Origin of the sequence: Micromonospora sp. B11E3, assembly GCF_039871625.1 — a bacterium.
In the GTDB taxonomy this organism is placed as follows: Bacteria; Actinomycetota; Actinomycetes; order Mycobacteriales; family Micromonosporaceae; genus Micromonospora.
In genome coordinates, this window is the sequence record NZ_JBDPMC010000116.1 from 1 (window position 1) to 15,752 (window position 15,752).

The 15,752-nt window shown below is 74.3% G+C and carries 15 protein-coding genes, 3 pseudogenes and 1 riboswitch; of the genes and pseudogenes, 5 read left to right on the forward strand and 13 right to left on the reverse strand.

Annotated elements, in window-relative coordinates; all coding sequences use genetic code 11:
* Both ABGB16_RS31270 and ABGB16_RS31275 read right to left on the reverse strand, forming a co-directional pair.
* On the reverse strand, positions 1-106 hold a 106-nt coding region (locus ABGB16_RS31270), incomplete at its 3' end, for a transposase (RefSeq protein WP_347671689.1).
* A gap of 53 nt (positions 107-159) precedes the next feature.
* Positions 160-765, reverse strand: coding sequence for a hypothetical protein (locus ABGB16_RS31275; RefSeq protein WP_347671676.1), 606 nt, complete (start codon positions 763-765; stop codon positions 160-162).
* 315 nt (positions 766-1,080) lie between these two features.
* Here ABGB16_RS31275 and ABGB16_RS31280 point away from each other — a divergent pair, with 315 nt between their 5' ends.
* From ABGB16_RS31280 to ABGB16_RS31290, 3 genes are all read left to right on the forward strand, one after another.
* The gene (locus ABGB16_RS31280) at positions 1,081-1,794 is read left to right on the forward strand and encodes a phosphotransferase (RefSeq protein WP_347671677.1); all 714 of its coding nucleotides are present in this window, start codon (positions 1,081-1,083) and stop codon (positions 1,792-1,794) included.
* A gap of 102 nt (positions 1,795-1,896) precedes the next feature.
* Positions 1,897-3,123, forward strand: coding sequence for a S1 family peptidase (locus ABGB16_RS31285; protein WP_347671678.1), 1,227 nt, complete (start codon positions 1,897-1,899; stop codon positions 3,121-3,123).
* A gap of 194 nt (positions 3,124-3,317) precedes the next feature.
* A complete protein-coding gene (locus ABGB16_RS31290; protein WP_347671679.1) occupies positions 3,318-4,349 on the forward strand; it encodes a LacI family DNA-binding transcriptional regulator in 1,032 nt (343 codons plus the stop codon).
* A 38-nt stretch (positions 4,350-4,387) separates the two neighbouring features.
* On the opposite strand, the gene ABGB16_RS31295 is transcribed toward ABGB16_RS31290, so the two are convergent.
* The 9 genes and pseudogenes from ABGB16_RS31295 to ABGB16_RS31335 form a co-directional block, all read right to left on the reverse strand.
* Positions 4,388-6,310, reverse strand: coding sequence for a xylan 1,4-beta-xylosidase (locus ABGB16_RS31295; RefSeq protein ID WP_347671680.1), 1,923 nt, complete (start codon positions 6,308-6,310; stop codon positions 4,388-4,390).
* A gap of 451 nt (positions 6,311-6,761) precedes the next feature.
* Positions 6,762-7,127 carry a hypothetical protein gene (locus ABGB16_RS31300; RefSeq protein ID WP_347671690.1) on the reverse strand — a complete coding sequence of 122 codons (366 nt, stop codon included), beginning with the start codon at positions 7,125-7,127 and terminating at the stop codon, positions 6,762-6,764.
* A 20-nt stretch (positions 7,128-7,147) separates the two neighbouring features.
* The gene (locus ABGB16_RS31305) at positions 7,148-7,861 is read right to left on the reverse strand and encodes a (2Fe-2S) ferredoxin domain-containing protein (protein ID WP_347671681.1); all 714 of its coding nucleotides are present in this window, start codon (positions 7,859-7,861) and stop codon (positions 7,148-7,150) included.
* The gene (locus tag ABGB16_RS31310; RefSeq protein ID WP_347671682.1) at positions 7,858-8,625 is read right to left on the reverse strand and encodes an ABC transporter ATP-binding protein; all 768 of its coding nucleotides are present in this window, start codon (positions 8,623-8,625) and stop codon (positions 7,858-7,860) included. Before ABGB16_RS31310 ends, ABGB16_RS31305 begins: the two co-directional genes overlap by 4 nt.
* Positions 8,625-9,707: an iron chelate uptake ABC transporter family permease subunit gene (locus ABGB16_RS31315; RefSeq protein WP_347671683.1), complete on the reverse strand. Its 1,083-nt coding sequence runs from the start codon at positions 9,705-9,707 to the stop codon at positions 8,625-8,627. Before ABGB16_RS31315 ends, ABGB16_RS31310 begins: the two co-directional genes overlap by 1 nt.
* Positions 9,708-9,712: 5 nt before the next feature.
* The gene (locus ABGB16_RS31320; RefSeq protein ID WP_347671684.1) at positions 9,713-10,720 is read right to left on the reverse strand and encodes an ABC transporter substrate-binding protein; all 1,008 of its coding nucleotides are present in this window, start codon (positions 10,718-10,720) and stop codon (positions 9,713-9,715) included.
* A gap of 28 nt (positions 10,721-10,748) precedes the next feature.
* A riboswitch (cobalamin riboswitch) is annotated at positions 10,749-10,931 on the reverse strand.
* A 43-nt stretch (positions 10,932-10,974) separates the two neighbouring features.
* Positions 10,975-11,652 (reverse strand): annotated as a pseudogene (locus tag ABGB16_RS31325) (AAA family ATPase); the annotation flags it as partial.
* A pseudogene (locus ABGB16_RS31330) lies at positions 11,652-11,928 on the reverse strand (hypothetical protein); the annotation flags it as partial. The pseudogenes ABGB16_RS31330 and ABGB16_RS31325, both read right to left, overlap by 1 nt.
* 706 nt (positions 11,929-12,634) lie before the next feature.
* On the reverse strand, positions 12,635-13,222 hold the full coding sequence (locus tag ABGB16_RS31335; protein ID WP_347671685.1) for a hypothetical protein: 588 nt from the start codon (positions 13,220-13,222) through the stop codon (positions 12,635-12,637).
* A gap of 98 nt (positions 13,223-13,320) precedes the next feature.
* Between ABGB16_RS31335 and ABGB16_RS31340 the strand changes: the two genes are divergently transcribed.
* Positions 13,321-13,542, forward strand: coding sequence for a hypothetical protein (locus ABGB16_RS31340; protein WP_347671686.1), 222 nt, complete (start codon positions 13,321-13,323; stop codon positions 13,540-13,542).
* A gap of 108 nt (positions 13,543-13,650) precedes the next feature.
* Here the strand turns inward: ABGB16_RS31340 and ABGB16_RS31345 are convergent, their stop codons facing one another.
* Positions 13,651-14,670 carry an NAD(P)/FAD-dependent oxidoreductase gene (locus tag ABGB16_RS31345; RefSeq protein ID WP_347671687.1) on the reverse strand — a complete coding sequence of 340 codons (1,020 nt, stop codon included), beginning with the start codon at positions 14,668-14,670 and terminating at the stop codon, positions 13,651-13,653.
* 80 nt (positions 14,671-14,750) lie between these two features.
* Here ABGB16_RS31345 and ABGB16_RS31350 point away from each other — a divergent pair, with 80 nt between their 5' ends.
* Complete coding sequence (locus ABGB16_RS31350) at positions 14,751-15,362, forward strand: XRE family transcriptional regulator (RefSeq protein ID WP_347671688.1); 612 nt, start codon at positions 14,751-14,753, stop codon at positions 15,360-15,362.
* Positions 15,363-15,413: 51 nt separating this feature from the next.
* Here the strand turns inward: ABGB16_RS31350 and ABGB16_RS31355 are convergent.
* A pseudogene (locus ABGB16_RS31355) lies at positions 15,414-15,752 on the reverse strand (hypothetical protein); the annotation flags it as partial.

Genomic DNA, 15,752 nt, shown 5'->3' on the forward strand with positions numbered 1-15,752 from the left:
GTTCGGCGACTGGGCCGACGAGCACGGGGCGGCGGTACTTCGGGCACCACACCACGTGGTATCCGAGGCTGTACGCCGCCCCACGGTTCGTCTGATATTCGGCCACGAACCTAGTATACGCACGGCACGTAACTAACAGAGCAGCATCAGGGCAGCGATTCACCTGCCGCCTGAAGACGGCAGCCCTCTCGCCTCAAATCGGTAGACGTCGGCGGCCTGGGCGCGCAGGTACCGGTAGAACCGCTCCGGGTCGCGGATGGGCTCGCCCCGGGGGCCGGTCCGCAGCAACTGGTCCCAGTACCAGGTGTTCCAGGAGAATACGGTGATCGCGTCGGGTGGGGCCGGCGGGGGCCGGTGCCACAGCGCGGCGGCGTTCACGCCCGCGACGGGCCAGCCGAGCGCGAGCGCCGCCACAGCCGACGCCGCCACGGCCCACCTGGCAAAGCGGGCCAGGGGCAGCGCGGCGAGCAGCAGGACCGGGACCGCGAGGAACACCAGCGGGGGCGCCAGGTCCGGCAGGTTCCACCACCAGATCCGGCCGGACAGGAGCAGGTGCGCCGCCACGAACGCCAGCCACGCCCCGGACGCGCCCAGCACCAGCCAGGTGAGCCGCCGCCACGATCGGGGTCGGCCGGTGTCGTCGGCCGGCTGTACCGGCTCCTCCACGGTCCCCGTGACCTGGTCGGCCGTCACGATCGCCCCCGCGGGCTGCCCGCGCCGAGCGTCGGGCCGTTCGCACTCCCCAAGCCCGGTCAGTCTGCGCATCACGCGTCTCCCCTCGCGGACACCGTGTCCGATGCGGACAGCCCTCGTCGGGTCCGCTCCGCCGTCCCCGGCACCGCATGGCATCGGATCGTTCCCGCTGTCACCAGCACCGCGCGCCGACGCACTGTTTCCCGCCACCCGGTGCCGGCCACCCTCCATGGACATCGATCAGAATAAATCCCATTGACGCCGACCACCACCGATCCGATCCGGTGGCGGGACCGGCCCGGCGGGGAGGGACAACGGCCGTCACACCGGCCGGCGTCAACGAAGAGAGGTACGAATGGCTCCACCGAATCCGGCCGGCGGCTGCCGGTGTTGGCACCGCACCTGCCGCTGCCGGCACCCGTGCCGCTCGGGCGGGGTGCGCCGTCCGACGGCTATCCGTGGTGCTGGACGGTGACGCCGTGGCTGCCCGGCGACGTTTCGGCGCTCGAGCCCGGGCTCGACGAGGTCCAGGTGGCGGACGAACTCGCGCGGTTCATCACCGCGCTCCACGCGGTCGACCCGGCCGGCGGGCCGGCCAGCGAGCTTCGCGGTGTCCCGCTGGTTCGACGAGACTCCGAGGTTCGCGCGGCGATCGCGGCCGATCGTGGCCGCTGGGATCCCGAGGCGACATCGGCGGTATGGGAGTCGGCGCTGGCTGCCTGCTCGTCGGCGGCTCCGTCGGTGTGGACCCACGGGGACCTGCATCCGGCCAACCTTCTGATCGTCGACGGGCGGCTGACCGCCGTCATCGACTTCGGCCTCGCCGGCGTCGGTGATCCCGCCGTCGACGTGCTCGCGGCGTGGACGGTTCTCTCCGCGCGCACCCGGGACCGCTTCCGGAGCGCACTGCGGGTCGACGAGGCGACGTGGGCTCGCGCGCGGGGCCGGGCGCTCGACTTCGGGCTGATGTGCGTGGCGAACACCCGGCCCGACTCCCTCGTGGGCCGGATCGGCCGTCGCACGATCGACCAGGTGCTCGCGGACCAGAGGCCCGGGCCACCGGCCGGCACGCCGACGATCCCCGCACCGCCGGCCGCCTGACCGGCGGCATCTCGACCGGCGGCTGCCGTACCGATCCCGGATGTATTTTTCCGGCCGCACCCCGCTCTGGAGGAGTAGTCAGCTTTTCCAGGAGGGGAGCCCATGAGAAGAATCCGACTGCTGGCGGGCGTCGCCGCCGCGGTGGTGGCCGCTTCGATGGTGGCCGCGCCGGCGAACGCGGCCGATCCGGTTGCGGCCGACGAGGGACGGGACGGGACCGAGGCGTCGATCCTCGCCTACCGGAGCGTGTACCCGCAGATCTCCTACGACGCCGCGAAGCTCGCGGCCACGCAGCAGGAGACCCGCAAGCAACTGCACGAGCAGTTGGCGAAGGACCCCCAGACGTACGGCGGCGGCTACTTCGACGCGCTCTCCGGAATCACCCACGTGGCACTGACCACCCAGGAGACCGCCGACCGGGCCGCGGAGGCCGGCAAGTCACTCGGCCTCGTCGTCAACGCCCACGTGGTCAGGTACAACTACGACGAGTTGGAACGGCTGGCCGACACGGTACGCGCCGGCACCGACGAACTCGGCAAGCTGGCCAGGGGCCGGGTCGGCGTCGAGGTGAGCACCAACAAGGTGACCGTCGCCCTGACGGCGGAGGAGGAGGCCAGCCTCCCGAAGGACGCCGTACCGGACTGGGCCACCATCGTTCCGGCAACCACCGAGGAGATCGAGGACGACGTCTGCACCACGCGGGCCAACTGCAACGACAGCCTGCGCGCCGGGCTGGTGATCACCCGTTCCGGCGGCGGCTGCTCGCTGGGCTTCACGGCCCGCAGCAGCGGCGTGCGCTGGGCGCTGACCGCCGGCCACTGCGGCAGCGGCACGGTGAGCAACTGGTCCACCGCCGGCACGTTCATCGGCCCGCTGAGCCCGGTCAACGCGCTCAACTCCGGTCCGGTCGACGCCGCGGCCATCCAGGTCACCAACGCCGGGTACGCGGCGGACACCCTCGGCCGGATCGCCATCTCCGGCTCGACCTGGGTTCCGGTGAAGGGACGGGCGCACACGATGTCCTTCATCTGGGTCGGCGACGTCGTCTGCATCTCGGCCCGCTACGCGGCGCCCGCCACGTCGGGCAACCCGTGCGGCGTGGTCACCAAGACCAGCGACGCGGCCGTGCGCGGCCTGGTCCGGTACGAGGGGTACGACCCGTGCCCCGGTGACAGCGGCGGCGGAGTCTACTGGCTCCCGTCGTCGGGCCGCCGGTACGCGTTCGGCCTGCACAGCCGCAGCACGGCGGGCTGCAACACCACACCGCGAAAGGCCTGGTTCAGCGCGCTGCCGAGGTTCTGGCCCGGCCTGTCGTACGACCTCGCCTGATCGTTCGCGACCCACACCCGCGGTGTCCTTCCCGTCGTCCTCCGGCGGGAAGGGCACCGCCTGCCGTGGACCGCCGGGCGGTCACCGTGGCGAAGTCCCGGGTTTCTCGCTCCGGCTACTTGTGCTCCGCGATTGGCCTGCCTATGGTGCCTGAAACCGTTTTCTGCCGCGGGCGCGTACGGATCGAGGGGATCATGGGCAAGACTCGGGTGACGGTTCGGGAGATCGCCCGGCTGGCCGGCGTGTCCATCGCCACGGTCTCCCGGGTCTCCAACGGCACCGGTCAGGTGTCGGAGGAGATGCGCCGCCGAGTGCTCGAGGCGATCGAGGAGCACGGCTACCGTCCGAACCACCTCGGCCGCGCCCTCGCCGCCCGCCGCCACGGCGCGCTCGGCCTGGTCTTCCCGGGCCTGTCCGGCCCCTACTTCAGCGAGCTCATCCAGGGCTTCGAGTCCGAGGCCGTGGCCGCCCGGGCCAGCGTGCACATCCTCTGCACCCACCTGCGGGAGGACTCCGACGCCGAGGTGCTGGAGATGGCCCGCCGGGTGGACGGCCTCGCGGTGATGGGCGGCACCATCTCCGACACCACGCTGCTGCGGCTGGCCGAACTGGCCCCGGTCGTCGTCCTGGCCGGGCGCGGCCCGGGGACGGTGCCCTCGGTCAGCGTGGACAACGCCGCCGCGACCACCCGACTGACCCGGCACCTGCTGATCGACCACGGCCTGCGCGACCTGGCCTTCGCGGGCACCCCGGAAGGCTCGCCCGACGTCAGCGACCGGTGGGCCGGCTTCCTCGCCGCCCACCGCGAACTCGGGCTCGTCCCACCCACGGACCCGGTCCGGGTCGCCATGCAGCAGCCCGACGGCGTGCTCGCCGCCGACCGGTTGCTGGACGGCGCGGCCGCCCCGGACGCCATCGTCTGCGCCAACGACGAGATCGCCCTCGGCGCGCTCGTCGGGGCGTTCCGCCGGGACCTGCGCGTGCCGCGGGACCTGGTCGTCACCGGCTTCGACGACGCGCCGATGGCCGCACTCGTCTCGCCCCCGCTCACCACCGTCCGACAGCCCGTACGGGACCTGGCGGCCGAGGCGGCCCGCATGATCCTGCGGGCCGTCGAGGCTCCCGACGCCCCCGCGCCGGACAGCGTCGTCCTTCCCACCGAGTTCGTCGTGCGCCGCAGCTGCGGCTGCCCGGCGGACACCACCACCGGAGGTACCGACGCCTGAAGCGCGTACTCCTGCCTCCTGCCGCGGATCGCCACCGGTCAGCTTCCGGCGACCTCGACCAGCACGGCGCCCGGCTGGGGCAGGTGCAGCTCCAGCACCGCCGCCCCGCCCTCGGCGGTGGTTTCGGCCTTCTCCACCGCCAGGGCGTCCGCGGCGCGCAGCGCGGCCCACTGCTGTTCGGTCGGCCACTCGGTCACGCCCAGCCGGCCGGCGAGGGTGGTGACGTCGCCGTGCTCGCGGTCCAGCCGGGTCAGCGTGACGGTCCGCCCGGCGGCGCCCTCCACGGCCAGCCGGATCCGCCGGGCCAGTGCGGGGTCGCCGTCGCGCTTGGACTGGTCGAGCGTGGAGCCCCAGACCAGGATGGCCAGGCTCCCGTCGGCGCGCCGGCTGGCCCAGGTCTGCACCAGCCCGTCGGCGCCGTCGCCGTACGCCGGGACCGGCAGCTCGGTCTCACCGAGCCGGGAGAGCATCCGCAGGGCGTGGTAGCGCGGCTTCGCGATGCCGCCCACGGTGATCAGGCCGAACCCGCCGTGCAGCAGCCGCGGCGGGCGGCCCAGCTCCTCGAAGTGGTCGCTGGCGACCCAGTACGACAGGGCGTCGACCCGGCCGGCGGCCGAGCGCATGCCGCTGAGCAGGAACGTCGCCGCGGAGGTGCCGTCGTTGACGGGGTGGAAGTGGGTGGGGGTGACGCCCCACTCGGTCCACAGCAGGCGGGCGTCGGGGAAGCCGAGCCGGCGCAGGGTGGGGCGCAGGTCCAGCGGCGGGCTGCCGTACGTGTGGGTGGACACGAAGTCGACCGGCGCGCCTGAGCGGGCGGCGTGCGCCAGCAGCGCGTCGACCCAGCCGGCGGCGGCCGAGGACGGGCCGCCGACCGGGATCCGGGGGTCGACGGCCTTCACCGCGGCGGCGGTGACGTCGTACAGCCGCATCCACTCCTCGCGGGTGCCCGACCAGAACACCTCCAGGTTGGCCTCGTTCCACACCTCGAAGTCCCAGGAGAGCACCTCCTCGCCGTAGCGCTCCAGCAGGTGCGCGACGAGGGCCCGGACCAGCTCCGCCCAGCGCTCCCAGTCCTTCGGCGGGGAGATGACACCGCGGTATTCGAAGACCGTGCGCTCCGGGTCGCGGGCCAGGTCGCGGGGCATGAAGCCGATCTCCACGACCGGCCGCAGCCCGGTGGAGAGCAGCAGGTCGTACACCCGGTCGACGCCGGTGAAGTCGATGACCGGCTCGCCGTCCACCTCGCGGTAGACGGCCAGGTCGTCGTGCAGGATCGAGTGCGCCCGCACGGTCCGCACGCCGATCTCGTCGTGGATCCGGCGCAGCGCGGCCAGCAGCTCGACGCCGATCTCCCGCCCGCCCGAGGTGTCGGTGCACAGCAGCTGGGACAGCCGTTCGCTGCCGATCATCGGCTGCCACGGACGGTGCAGCGGGCCCCCCTCGGCGGCGGCGTCGACGTGCAGCACGACGGTCGGCGCGGTGCCGCTGGCGGGCAGCGCCGTGCAGGTCACCGGCGCGCCGAGCGGCCCCGTCACGGTGACCTCGCCGACCGAGGCGACCGCGTACGCGTACGGCCGACCCGGCTCGCCGGTGGTGTCGACGTACCAGGTGTCGGGCACCGACAGCACGTCACCGCCGAGGTGGTCGACCGGCGCGAACTCGCCGTGGGGGACGCCGTCGCGCAGCGGAGCGCGGTGCACCAGGTAGCCGACGGCGTCGGGCACGGGCGACCAGGACAGTCGTACGTGGCCGACGCCGGCGAGCGCCTCCAGGCCGGCGGGCGGGTCGAGGACCGGGGTGACCGCTGTCGTGCCCGCCTCGTCGCTGCGCAGCGCGATGCGCGCCTCCCAGTCTGATCTGGCATCGGCCGGTGTCGTGCCCGCCTCGTCGCTGCGCAGCGCGATGCGCGCCTCCCAGTCTGATCTGGCATCGGCCGGCCGCGACTCGCTGCCGTTGGTCACCGGGGCACCTCCAGGTGGTGTCGTCTGGCACCGATCCGAGCAATGTAACCGGTTTCTGCGACAGTCGCGCCCACTCGTCGGCCACTTTTCTCCGGGACGCGACCCGCCGCGCCGCGACGTCCCCGCCGTCGCAGGTCTCCACGGTCGGCGCCTCCACAGGCGGCCGCTCGCTGCTGCCGATCGCCAACGACACCGGCTCGTTCGCCCGCGGCAGGCGCTGGCCAGCCGGCTCGCGACCCTGCGTACGTGCGCCGGCGACGTGTGCCGCCAGTGGACGCCCGTGCCCGCCCCGACGCTCTGAGCCGACGTGCCTGGCCGTCTGCCCCGCCCAGCCGGGGCGGGCAGACGACCGCCTGGGCCCGCATCGCCGACGTGCCGTTCGTGGACGGGGCGGGACGGGTGCCCACCGCGCGGTAACCCAGCCGGCTCCTGCGTCGAAGGCCGTCTACGCCTATCCGTTCTGATACCGCGCACCGTCGACCGGCGCGTGGATTCCCGGACTGACCACGGACAACTCCAGCACGGCGGGCAACGGTGCGACGCCGGGCCCGCCGGCGCTGACCCACTCGACGATGTCCTCGATGATCGCGTCATCGAGGACCAGACCGAACCAGACCGGCCGCGCCCCGGCGCGGCGCGCCGCCCGGCTGGGGTGAACGACGAGTACGTTGGACTGCGCACACAGATCGAGGCAGGTGCTGACCCGGACGCGGTGCGGGGCCGGCAGCATGTCGCGCAGGTGCCGCAGCTGAGCGTCGTGACCCACCTCCGGATGCTTGCGGGCGCTGCCGCAGCAGCAGTCCCGGCACACGGTCACCAGGCAGCCGTCCGCCTCCGTCATGCGCTGCTCCTCGGTCGTTGGCCGTTGACAGGCCGCCCCTGTCGTAGGTGCTCGTCGGCGATACGGATGGCGAGCTCCGCGTCGACGTGGGTGTACCAGGTGTCGTCCGGGTGCACGACGACGAGGGGGCCGAGGTTGCAGGGGAACAGGCAACCGGTGGCGGTGACCAGTACGTCGTCGTCGCCCAGGCCGCGACGGGCGAGTTGGTGCGTGAGGGCCTCGGCGACCTCGTTCGCCCCGTAGGCGGTGCAGCGGGGTCCGCGGCAGATCAGGACGTGGCAGCGGTGCCGGGGGACGGTCGACCAGGCGGCGCTGCGGAACGGGCCGGCCGTGGCGGGCAGCCGCTGGCGCGGGCCGGCGATGGCCTCGGCGATCGCGGTGCGCAGCGCGGGCTGCGCGGCCAGGGGCGCGGTGACCGACACCGGCGGCGGGCGGTCGTACCGGGCGGACCAGTGGTGGTGGGCGCGGCGGATCCAGGTGTCGAGGTAGCGGTCGGGCGGCAAATGCGTCGGGACCAGCAGCACCTCGCCGGCTCCGTCCGCGACGGCGGCGTCGAGCGCGTCGTGCAGCGCCGGCGCGGCGCCGTCGAGGAAGCACGCCGACACGCGTGCGTCGACTGCCGCGGCGACGTCGGCGGCGAGGCGGTGCACGGCGTCGTGGCCCGCGGTGTGGGTGACGGCACGCGCCACCAGCAGCACGTGCCGGGTCACGACGCGGGCGGGTGGTAGGTGACGGTGGGCCGCCCGGTGACCGGGTGTGTCGCGACGTCGGCGTGCACGCCGTAGACGTCGGCCAACAGTTCGGGGGTGAGGACGTCGGCGGGGGCGCCGGCGGCGACGACCCGCCCCGCGGCGAGGACGACCACCGTGTCGCAGAACATGGCGGCGAGGTTGATGTCGTGCAGCGCGGCGAGGGTGGTGATTCCGGCGCGGCGGACCAGGTGCAGCAGGTGCAGCTGATGGCGGATGTCGAGGTGGTTGGTGGGCTCGTCGAGCAGCAGCAGGCGCGGTTGCTGGGCCAGCGCGCGGGCCAACTGCACCCGCTGCCGTTCGCCGCCGGAGAGGGTGTGCCAGCGGCGGTCGGCGTAGCCGTGGAGGTCGACCCGGGCCAGCGCGTCGGCGGCGACGGCACGGTCGGCTGCGCTGTCCGACCACCGCGAGCGGCGGTGCGGGATACGCCCGAGCAGCACCACCTCGGTGACGGTGAGATCGAGGTCGGTGTCGGCGTGCTGGGCGAGCAGTGCGGCGCGGCGGGCGAGGGTGGCTCGGGGCAGGGTGGCGACGTCGTCGCCGTCCACGATCACCTGCCCGGCGTCGGGTGCGGCGAGGCGGGCGACGACGCGTAGCAGGGTGGTCTTGCCGCAGCCGTTGGGGCCGAGCAGCCCGACGAGGCTGCCGGCCGGCACGGCGCAGGTGACGTCGTCGAGGATCCGTCGGGCCGCGACCGACAGGGAGACGCCGGTGACGGTGAGCATCAGCCGCCCACCCGCTGGCGGTTGAGCAGCACGACGAAGGCGGGCACGCCGAGCAGCGCGGTCAGCACGCCGACCGGCAGTTCCCGGGGCGCGAACAGGGTCCGCGCGGCCGTGTCCACCCAGACGAGGAAGATCGCGCCGCCGAGGACAACGACGGGCAGCAGCCGGCGATGGTCGGCTCCGGTGAGGAACCGGGCGGCGTGCGGCAGGATCAGCCCGACGAAGCCGACCGCACCGCTGATGGCGACCAGCGCCGCGGTGAGCAGCGCGGTGGCGACCAGCAGCAGCCACCGCGCCCGGGTGACCGGGACGCCGAGGCTCGCCGCGGCGTCCTCGCCGAAGGCGAAGGCGTTGAGGGCGCGGGCGTGGGCCGCCAGCAGGATGAGCACGGCGGCCAGGACGGGTGCGGCCCAGGCCAGGGCGGTCCAGTCGACGCGGGCCAGCGAGCCGGAGAGCCAGAAGGTGATGCTCTGGGTGGCGTGCGGGTCGGCGACCCAGACGATGACGAACGAGGTGGCCGCCGCGCAGAGCTGCGCGACGGCGACCCCGGCCAGCACCACCCTGGTCGGCGCGAGCGCGGCTCGCCGGCCGGAGACCGCGACCACGACGGCGAACGCCGCGAGCGCGCCGGCGAACGCGCCTCCGGTGAGGGCGGCGACCCCACCCCCGAGGCCGACGACGAGGACCGCGACCGCGCCGAGCGACGCCCCGGAGGAGACCCCGAGCAGGTACGGGTCGGCGAGGGGATTGCGGGTGACGGTCTGCATCACCGCGCCGACCGCGGCCAGCCCTCCCCCGAGTACGGCCGCGCCGAGCACCCGCGGCAGGCGCAGCTGCCAGACGATGTGCTCGCGTAGCAGCGGCACGTCGGCGTCGGCGAGACCGAGGCGGTCGGCCAGCACCGCCCACACCGTCGTCACCGAGATGTCCGCCGGGCCGAGCGTGACGGTGACACCGATCGACACGATCAGGGCCGCGAGCAGCGTGACCAGCAGCCCCGTGTCGAACCGGCGAGACCGGGCGGCCGCGGCAACGCCCGTGGCCTCGACGGTGTGGCCGGGTGCGGCCGTACGGGCCACCACGGCGCTCAGCTGCCCGCTCCGGGTAGCGCCGCTACCCCCTCGGCCAGCGCCTCCACACCCCGCACCACCCGCACTCCGGCCGAGGTGGACGAGAACGGGATGACGACGAACCGCTGCCCGGCGACCGCGGGCAGGTTCTTCAGTGTGGGGTGTCGGGCCAGGAAGGCCTTCTTCGCGGCGGCCGGGTCCCAGGTGGCGTCGACGAGCACGATCACGTCGGGGTCACGCTCGATGGCGGTCTCCCAACTGGTGTCGGCCCAACTGCCGGAGAGGTCGCCGAAGGCGTTGCGGACCCCCACCGCCGACATGATCATGTTGGGGCTGCCGCAGCAGGCGCCCACGCTCGGCGCGTCGGTGCCGGCGTCCCACCAGAGCACCGACACCTCCCGCGCGCCGCCGAGCCGGGCGGCGGCTGCGGCGATGTGGGCCCGCTGGTCGGCGATGAGCTTCTCCGCCCGTTCCGGCACCCCGAAGACGGCGGCGACGTCCCGGATCTCGGCGAACACGTCGTCGACGGTCGACGTCGCCGGCCGGTGCTGCTTCGCGCAACCGGCCGGTGAGACGTACGTGCCGACGCCGAGCCGCGCGAGTTCGGCGCGGTCGCCGACGCCCTCGTCGCCGAAGGCGCTCTGGAACGAGGCGTAGACGAAGTCCGGTTCCGCGTCGAGCAGGGCCTCCCGCGACGGGTACCTCTCCGACAGCACCGGCACCGACGCGTACGCGGCGGCGTGCTCGGGCAGGATCGCGTCGTCGAGGTACGCGGTGCCAGCCATCCGGTCGGCCAGGCCGAGTGCCAGCAGGATCTCGGTGGCGGGCTGGTTCAGGCTCACCGCCCGCTGCGGGGGCGCGGCGACGGTGACCGGCGAGCCGCAGTTGGTCAGCGTCACCGGGGACGCCGACGCGGCGGCGGTGGGTTCGTCGTCCGCGGCGCAGCCGCCGAGCAGGACGAGCACGATGGACAGTGGCGCGGCAACGCGCCGGGACAGGGTGGACCGCACGGCGCGTACGCGCATCGGGACCGCCTTCCAGCACCTCGTGGACGGGGCAACGCAGTGCCGTGGCCGGTCTCCTGGCTGACGGGAGGTGCGTCCGTGGCCGGCCTTCCCAGGCGCGTGGCGCCCAGTGACCTCGAAAGGACGAGGGCCGCGGACTTCCCGATCACAGTGGCGAGGGCCGCGCCGGCATCGCACCGGCTTCCCGTACACCACGGCGGCCCCACTGTAGCCGGTGACCCATCCGGCCGCTACGGCGGAACACCACCCACTCGCGCAGCGTCCCAGCGCGCCTTCTCCGGGCGTTGCCGGACCGCCTCCACCACGCCGTCGAGCACCGCCTGGCGCAGGTCGCCCCGCTCCGGCAGGTCGGCCGCCGCCGGGTCGGCCAGCAGCACCTCCGGGTCCGGAAGGTCCATCCGGTCCAGGCCGGCCAGCAGTTCCAGGCCCGGGCCGTCACCCACCGTGCCCCGGACCAGCATCGACAACACGTCCCGGGAGGCGCCGGCCGCGGTGGCGAAGGCGATCAGGCGCAGCGTCATCTCCCAGGTACGCGGCGACGGCCAGGGGCCGCCCCGGCGGGCCTCGTTGTTCGGCAGCTGGTGCACGAGCTTGGGGCGGGCGGTGAGCAGCCCGCACACCGCGCGGCGGGCGAACGTCACGGCCTCGGCCAGCCGCCCCAGGTCGAGCCGTGGCAGCGACGCCGTGGGCCAGGTCCCGCCCAGGCCCCGCACCACCACCTCGTGGTCGTGGCTCCACTGCAGGTGGACGAAGCGGTTGGCCAGCGGCGCGCTCAACTCCCAGCCGTCGGCCGCCGAGGAGCGCGGATTGGCGGCGGCCACGATCCGGACCCCGGCCGGTAGCCGCAGGGCGCCGACCCGCCGTTCGAGCACAAGGCGCAGCAGGGCGGCCTGGACGGCCGGCGGCGCGGTGGACAACTCGTCCAGGAAGAGCCGTCCGGGGCGATCCTCGGCATGTGCCAGCGCAGCAGGTCCGGCGCCAGGTGCCGGAGATCGGCCCGGACCCGGGCGGCGAGTTCCCGGCCGTGGGCCCGGGTCAGGGAGCGCAGGCTTACGTCGACGTCGACGCGCGCGGCGGCGCACGCCCCCGCCCAGTCCCCCCGCAGCACGGCGGGCGGTCGCAGTCTTGATCATGGATGGCGGCACGGCGAACTCGCGCACGCGCAGCCAGAAGGAGAGGCGGGAACATCCGTCCGCAGTGGAGTGCATCAGCACTCACCTTGCGCGGATCGGACCCCCAATCTACTGATAGAGGTGTTCATCGCCGGGCAGCATACCGTTCCCCGTGGCCGGCACGCCAGGCGTGCGCGCGTCGGGTTCGGCCGATCGGCCGGTACCCGTCGCCGCCGGATGCCGGGAGGATCGGCGACGTTGATCATGCTGGCGGCCGGAACGGGGCCCTGCCCTCGCTGTGGTGAGACGACGGTGTCGGTACGCGAGGCGGTGCCCTGGTGCGCGGCCTGCGAGTGGAACCTCGACGCCTACGACCGTGCCCGGCAGGCGCCGGAATTCGGCTGGTCCTGGATCGACCGGCGCACCTACCGGCTGGCGGCCCGACTGACCCATCCGCGAGCAGACGTCGCTGTTCGCCTCGCACCCGCCGCAGGGCCTACGACACCGGATGCTCATCACCCGTGCCCCGCAGGCTCCCCACGTGACCCTGACCGAGACCAGGGCTGAGCGGATCGACGCGGAACTGGCCCGCCACTACCAGCGGGTGAGCCGGGACGCCGCCTGGGCCGCGTGAGGCGACCCAGCGTCACCCGGCGCGGCCATCCCCTGGTCGTGCGGTCACGCCGGGCGGTGCAGGCCGGCGTCGCGGGCCCGGGCGACGGCCTGCGCGCGGCCGGCGACGCCGGTCGGCGCCGGCCTGCCGGCCGAGCCGCCGTCCGCCCCCGGTCGGAGGCCAGGGAACTCAGAGCCGGCCGGCCACCGTACGGGCCAGATCCGCGAGGCGCTTGCGGTACGTGGCCGGGTCGTCCGTACGGACCAGCCGGATGGACACCCACACCCCGCCCTTGTTGACGAAGACCGCGCCGTCCTCGGCGTACGCCTCGTCGCCGGCCCCGGCGATCGGGGTGAACTCGTGCCCGAGATCACGGTCGATGTCGTAGATCTTCTTCGCACCGTCGCCGACGAACACCTCCACCTGCGCGGTCGGGCCGGTGACCGGCCCGGTGTAGGTGCAGCTCTCCCGGACCGCCACCGGGTCCTCCAGCCTGGTGCCGGCCAGCTTCTCCGCCTCCTGCTTGGACACCAGCGCGCACGCGTCCGGCGTCGCGGGGGTCGACGGTTCCTCCTCCGCCGGCTCCGTGGGCAGCGGGTCGTCGGTCGGCGCGGAGGTGGCCGTCACGCCCTGGCCGCCGCCGGCCGCCGGGGTGTCCCCGCCCCCGCCGAGGCCGATCGCTCCGCAGCCGGCGAGCGCGGTCGCGGCCGCCACGGCGGCGAGGGTGGCGAGAGCGCGGCCGCCGCGACGCCGGCCCGTTCCGAGGTACGTCATCATGGGGGTCCTGTCGTGGGGTCGGCTGCCGGCGCTCGGGCGTCGCGGGAGCTTCGAGTTCGTGGGGCCCGGTCCGGGGTGGGTGGATCCACCGGGCCGGAATGAGGCGGTCGACCCGCCAGGCCGCGGCCTCGGCGGCGGCGGCCACCACGTCGGCGTCGGGGCCCTCGACCAGCGCGATCACCACGTCGTCGGTGGGTAGCTGGACGACGGCGACCAGCCGGCAGTCCGGGGTGCCGAACGCCGGCCTCGACCCGTCCGCGTCGGGCGAGCAGTCGTACCGCTCCAGTGCGAACAGGTGTGTGGTCATGACCCGAGGCTAGGTCGCGGCGGTCGACCGGGAATCGGGCGTTTCCCTATGCTTGCCGATCACCCCGGCCGGCGCGGCGCCCGCAGGCGTCACGCACCCGCGGCGACTCCCGCCCCGGGTCTCACAGGCCGTGGCGCCGGTCGCCCGTCACCAGTTCGCTGACGCGCGCCTCCGACCACCCGGAGAACGACCCCCGTTGGGCGGCGACCGCCTGGCGGGTCTCCTCGGCGATCAGGTCGGCGTTGATCGCCGCTGCCGCGACGGCGCCGCCGGCCGCTGCCGCACCGACCTGGGCGGCCAGGTCCGCGACGTTGCCCGCGACCCACACCCCGGGCACCTCCGTACGGCCGGTCGGGTCCGCCGGGACGTGCTCCCCCACGCCGAGCGGATGTTCCACCGGCCGCAGTCCGAGCGCCGCCAGGAAGCCGGCCCGCGCCACCATCCGAGTCGAGACCGCCACCGCCTCGCGGCTGACGACCGTGCCGTCGCGCAGCCGTACGCCGACGAGCCGGTCCTCGGCGACCTCCAGGGACGCCACCTCCCCGGCCACGACGGTGACGCCGCGGGCGGCCAACTGCTCCGCCTCCTCTCCGCCGGGCCGCGCCATGGTGTGGGCGAAGAGCGTGACGTCGGGGCTCCACTGCCGGAACAGCAGCGCCTGGTGCACCGCCAGGGGCCCACTGGCCAGCACGCCGATGGCCCGGTCGCGGACCTCCCAGCCGTGACAGTACGGGCAGTGCAGCACATCCCGGCCCCAGCGTTCGCGCACTCCCGGAATGTCCGGCAGCGCGTCCACCAGCCCGGTGGCCACCAGCAGCCGGCGCGCACGGACCGTCCGGCCGTCGGCCAGCCCCACCGCGAACCCGTCGTCCTGGCGGCGCGCGCCGTCGACCTCGCCGGGCACCACGTGGCCGCCGTAGCCGCGGACCTCCGCCCGGCCGCGCTCCAGCAGTTCCGCCGGCCGGATCCCCTCGCGGGCCAGCAGCCCGTGCACCCCGGTAGCGGGGGCATTGCGCGGAGCGCCCCCGTCGATCACCACCACGGACCGCCGTGCCCGGGCCAGCGTCAACGCCCCGCTCAACCCCGCGGCGCCACCGCCGACCACCACCACGTCGTAGCCGTCCCTCAGCTGATCGGTCACCGTGACCACCTCCACGACAACCATGCGGAGCTGCGGACGAGGGCTGCAAGCCTTGTTGCCGTTCTGGCAAACTGAGGGCCATGGACCAGGACCTCGACCAGACCCTCGGCGCGGTGGGGCCGCGGCTACGCGCCCTGCGCCGCCAGCGCGACACCACGCTGGCCGACCTGTCGGAGGCGACCGGCATCTCGGTGAGCACCCTGTCCCGGCTGGAGTCCGGCGCCCGCCGCCCGACGCTCGAACTGCTGCTTCCCCTGGCCCGAGCCCACGGCGTCACGCTCGACGAGCTCGTCGGCGCCCCACCCACCGGCGACCCGCGCATCCACCTGCGCCCGATCACCCGCCACGGCATGACCATGCTGCCCCTGACGCGTCGGGCCGGCGGCATCCAGGCGTACAAGCTCGTGATCCAGGCCGGTAGCCGACGGACCGAGCCCGACCCCCGGACCCACGAGGGGTACGAGTGGCTGTACGTCCTCAACGGCCGGCTGCGGCTCGTCCTCGGCGAGCACGATCTGGTGCTCTCGCCCGGCGAGGCCGCCGAGTTCGACACCCGCGTACCGCACTGGTTCGGCGCCGCCGGCACCGAAGCGGTCGAGTTCCTCAGCCTGTTCGGCAGGCAGGGCGAACGCGCCCACCTCCGCGCCGCCCCGCGACGCAACAGCCAGCCCGGACCCTCCGATTGGGGCTAGCGCCGAAGCCGGCGGTGACGACCGGACCCGGGCGCCCGATGGTGACCACCGTCAGGGCCGGCGCCCGATGAAGGCCAGCAGCCGGGTCTGGGCGTCCGCGTCTTCCGGCACGGCGACCCGGGGCCCGTAGTGGCCGCTCTGGCGCAGCACGTCGTCGAGCGGCAGCATCCCTTCGAGCAGCTGCGCGCACCTGTCGCGGTCGAGGCGCTCGTCCTGGCCGGTCGCCCGGGCCAGGTCCCAGGTGTGCAGGAACACATCCGTCGTTTGACTTCCTCTGCCCCCTGAAGAGGGCAGATTCCTGGCGGCGCTCATGCGGCACGCCGGGTGGTTGACGCTTCGCAGCCCACAGGTGCCGGGCTCCACGTCCGTACACGACCAAGCCCGGCCGCG

Excerpts from the sequence above, each read along its gene's own strand:
- ABGB16_RS31285 (WP_347671678.1), top strand. The coding sequence starts at position 1,897 with ATGAGAAGAATCCGACTGCTGGCGGGCGTCGCCGCCGCGGTGGTGGCC.
- ABGB16_RS31320 (WP_347671684.1), bottom strand. The coding sequence starts at position 10,720 with ATGCGCGTACGCGCCGTGCGGTCCACCCTGTCCCGGCGCGTTGCCGCG.
- ABGB16_RS31335 (WP_347671685.1), bottom strand. The coding sequence starts at position 13,222 with ATGATGACGTACCTCGGAACGGGCCGGCGTCGCGGCGGCCGCGCTCTC.
- ABGB16_RS31340 (WP_347671686.1), top strand. The coding sequence starts at position 13,321 with ATGAGGCGGTCGACCCGCCAGGCCGCGGCCTCGGCGGCGGCGGCCACC.
- ABGB16_RS31350 (WP_347671688.1), top strand. The coding sequence starts at position 14,751 with ATGGACCAGGACCTCGACCAGACCCTCGGCGCGGTGGGGCCGCGGCTA.
- ABGB16_RS31290 (WP_347671679.1), top strand. The coding sequence starts at position 3,318 with ATGGGCAAGACTCGGGTGACGGTTCGGGAGATCGCCCGGCTGGCCGGC.
- ABGB16_RS31310 (WP_347671682.1), bottom strand. The coding sequence starts at position 8,625 with ATGCTCACCGTCACCGGCGTCTCCCTGTCGGTCGCGGCCCGACGGATC.
- ABGB16_RS31275 (WP_347671676.1), bottom strand. The coding sequence starts at position 765 with ATGCGCAGACTGACCGGGCTTGGGGAGTGCGAACGGCCCGACGCTCGG.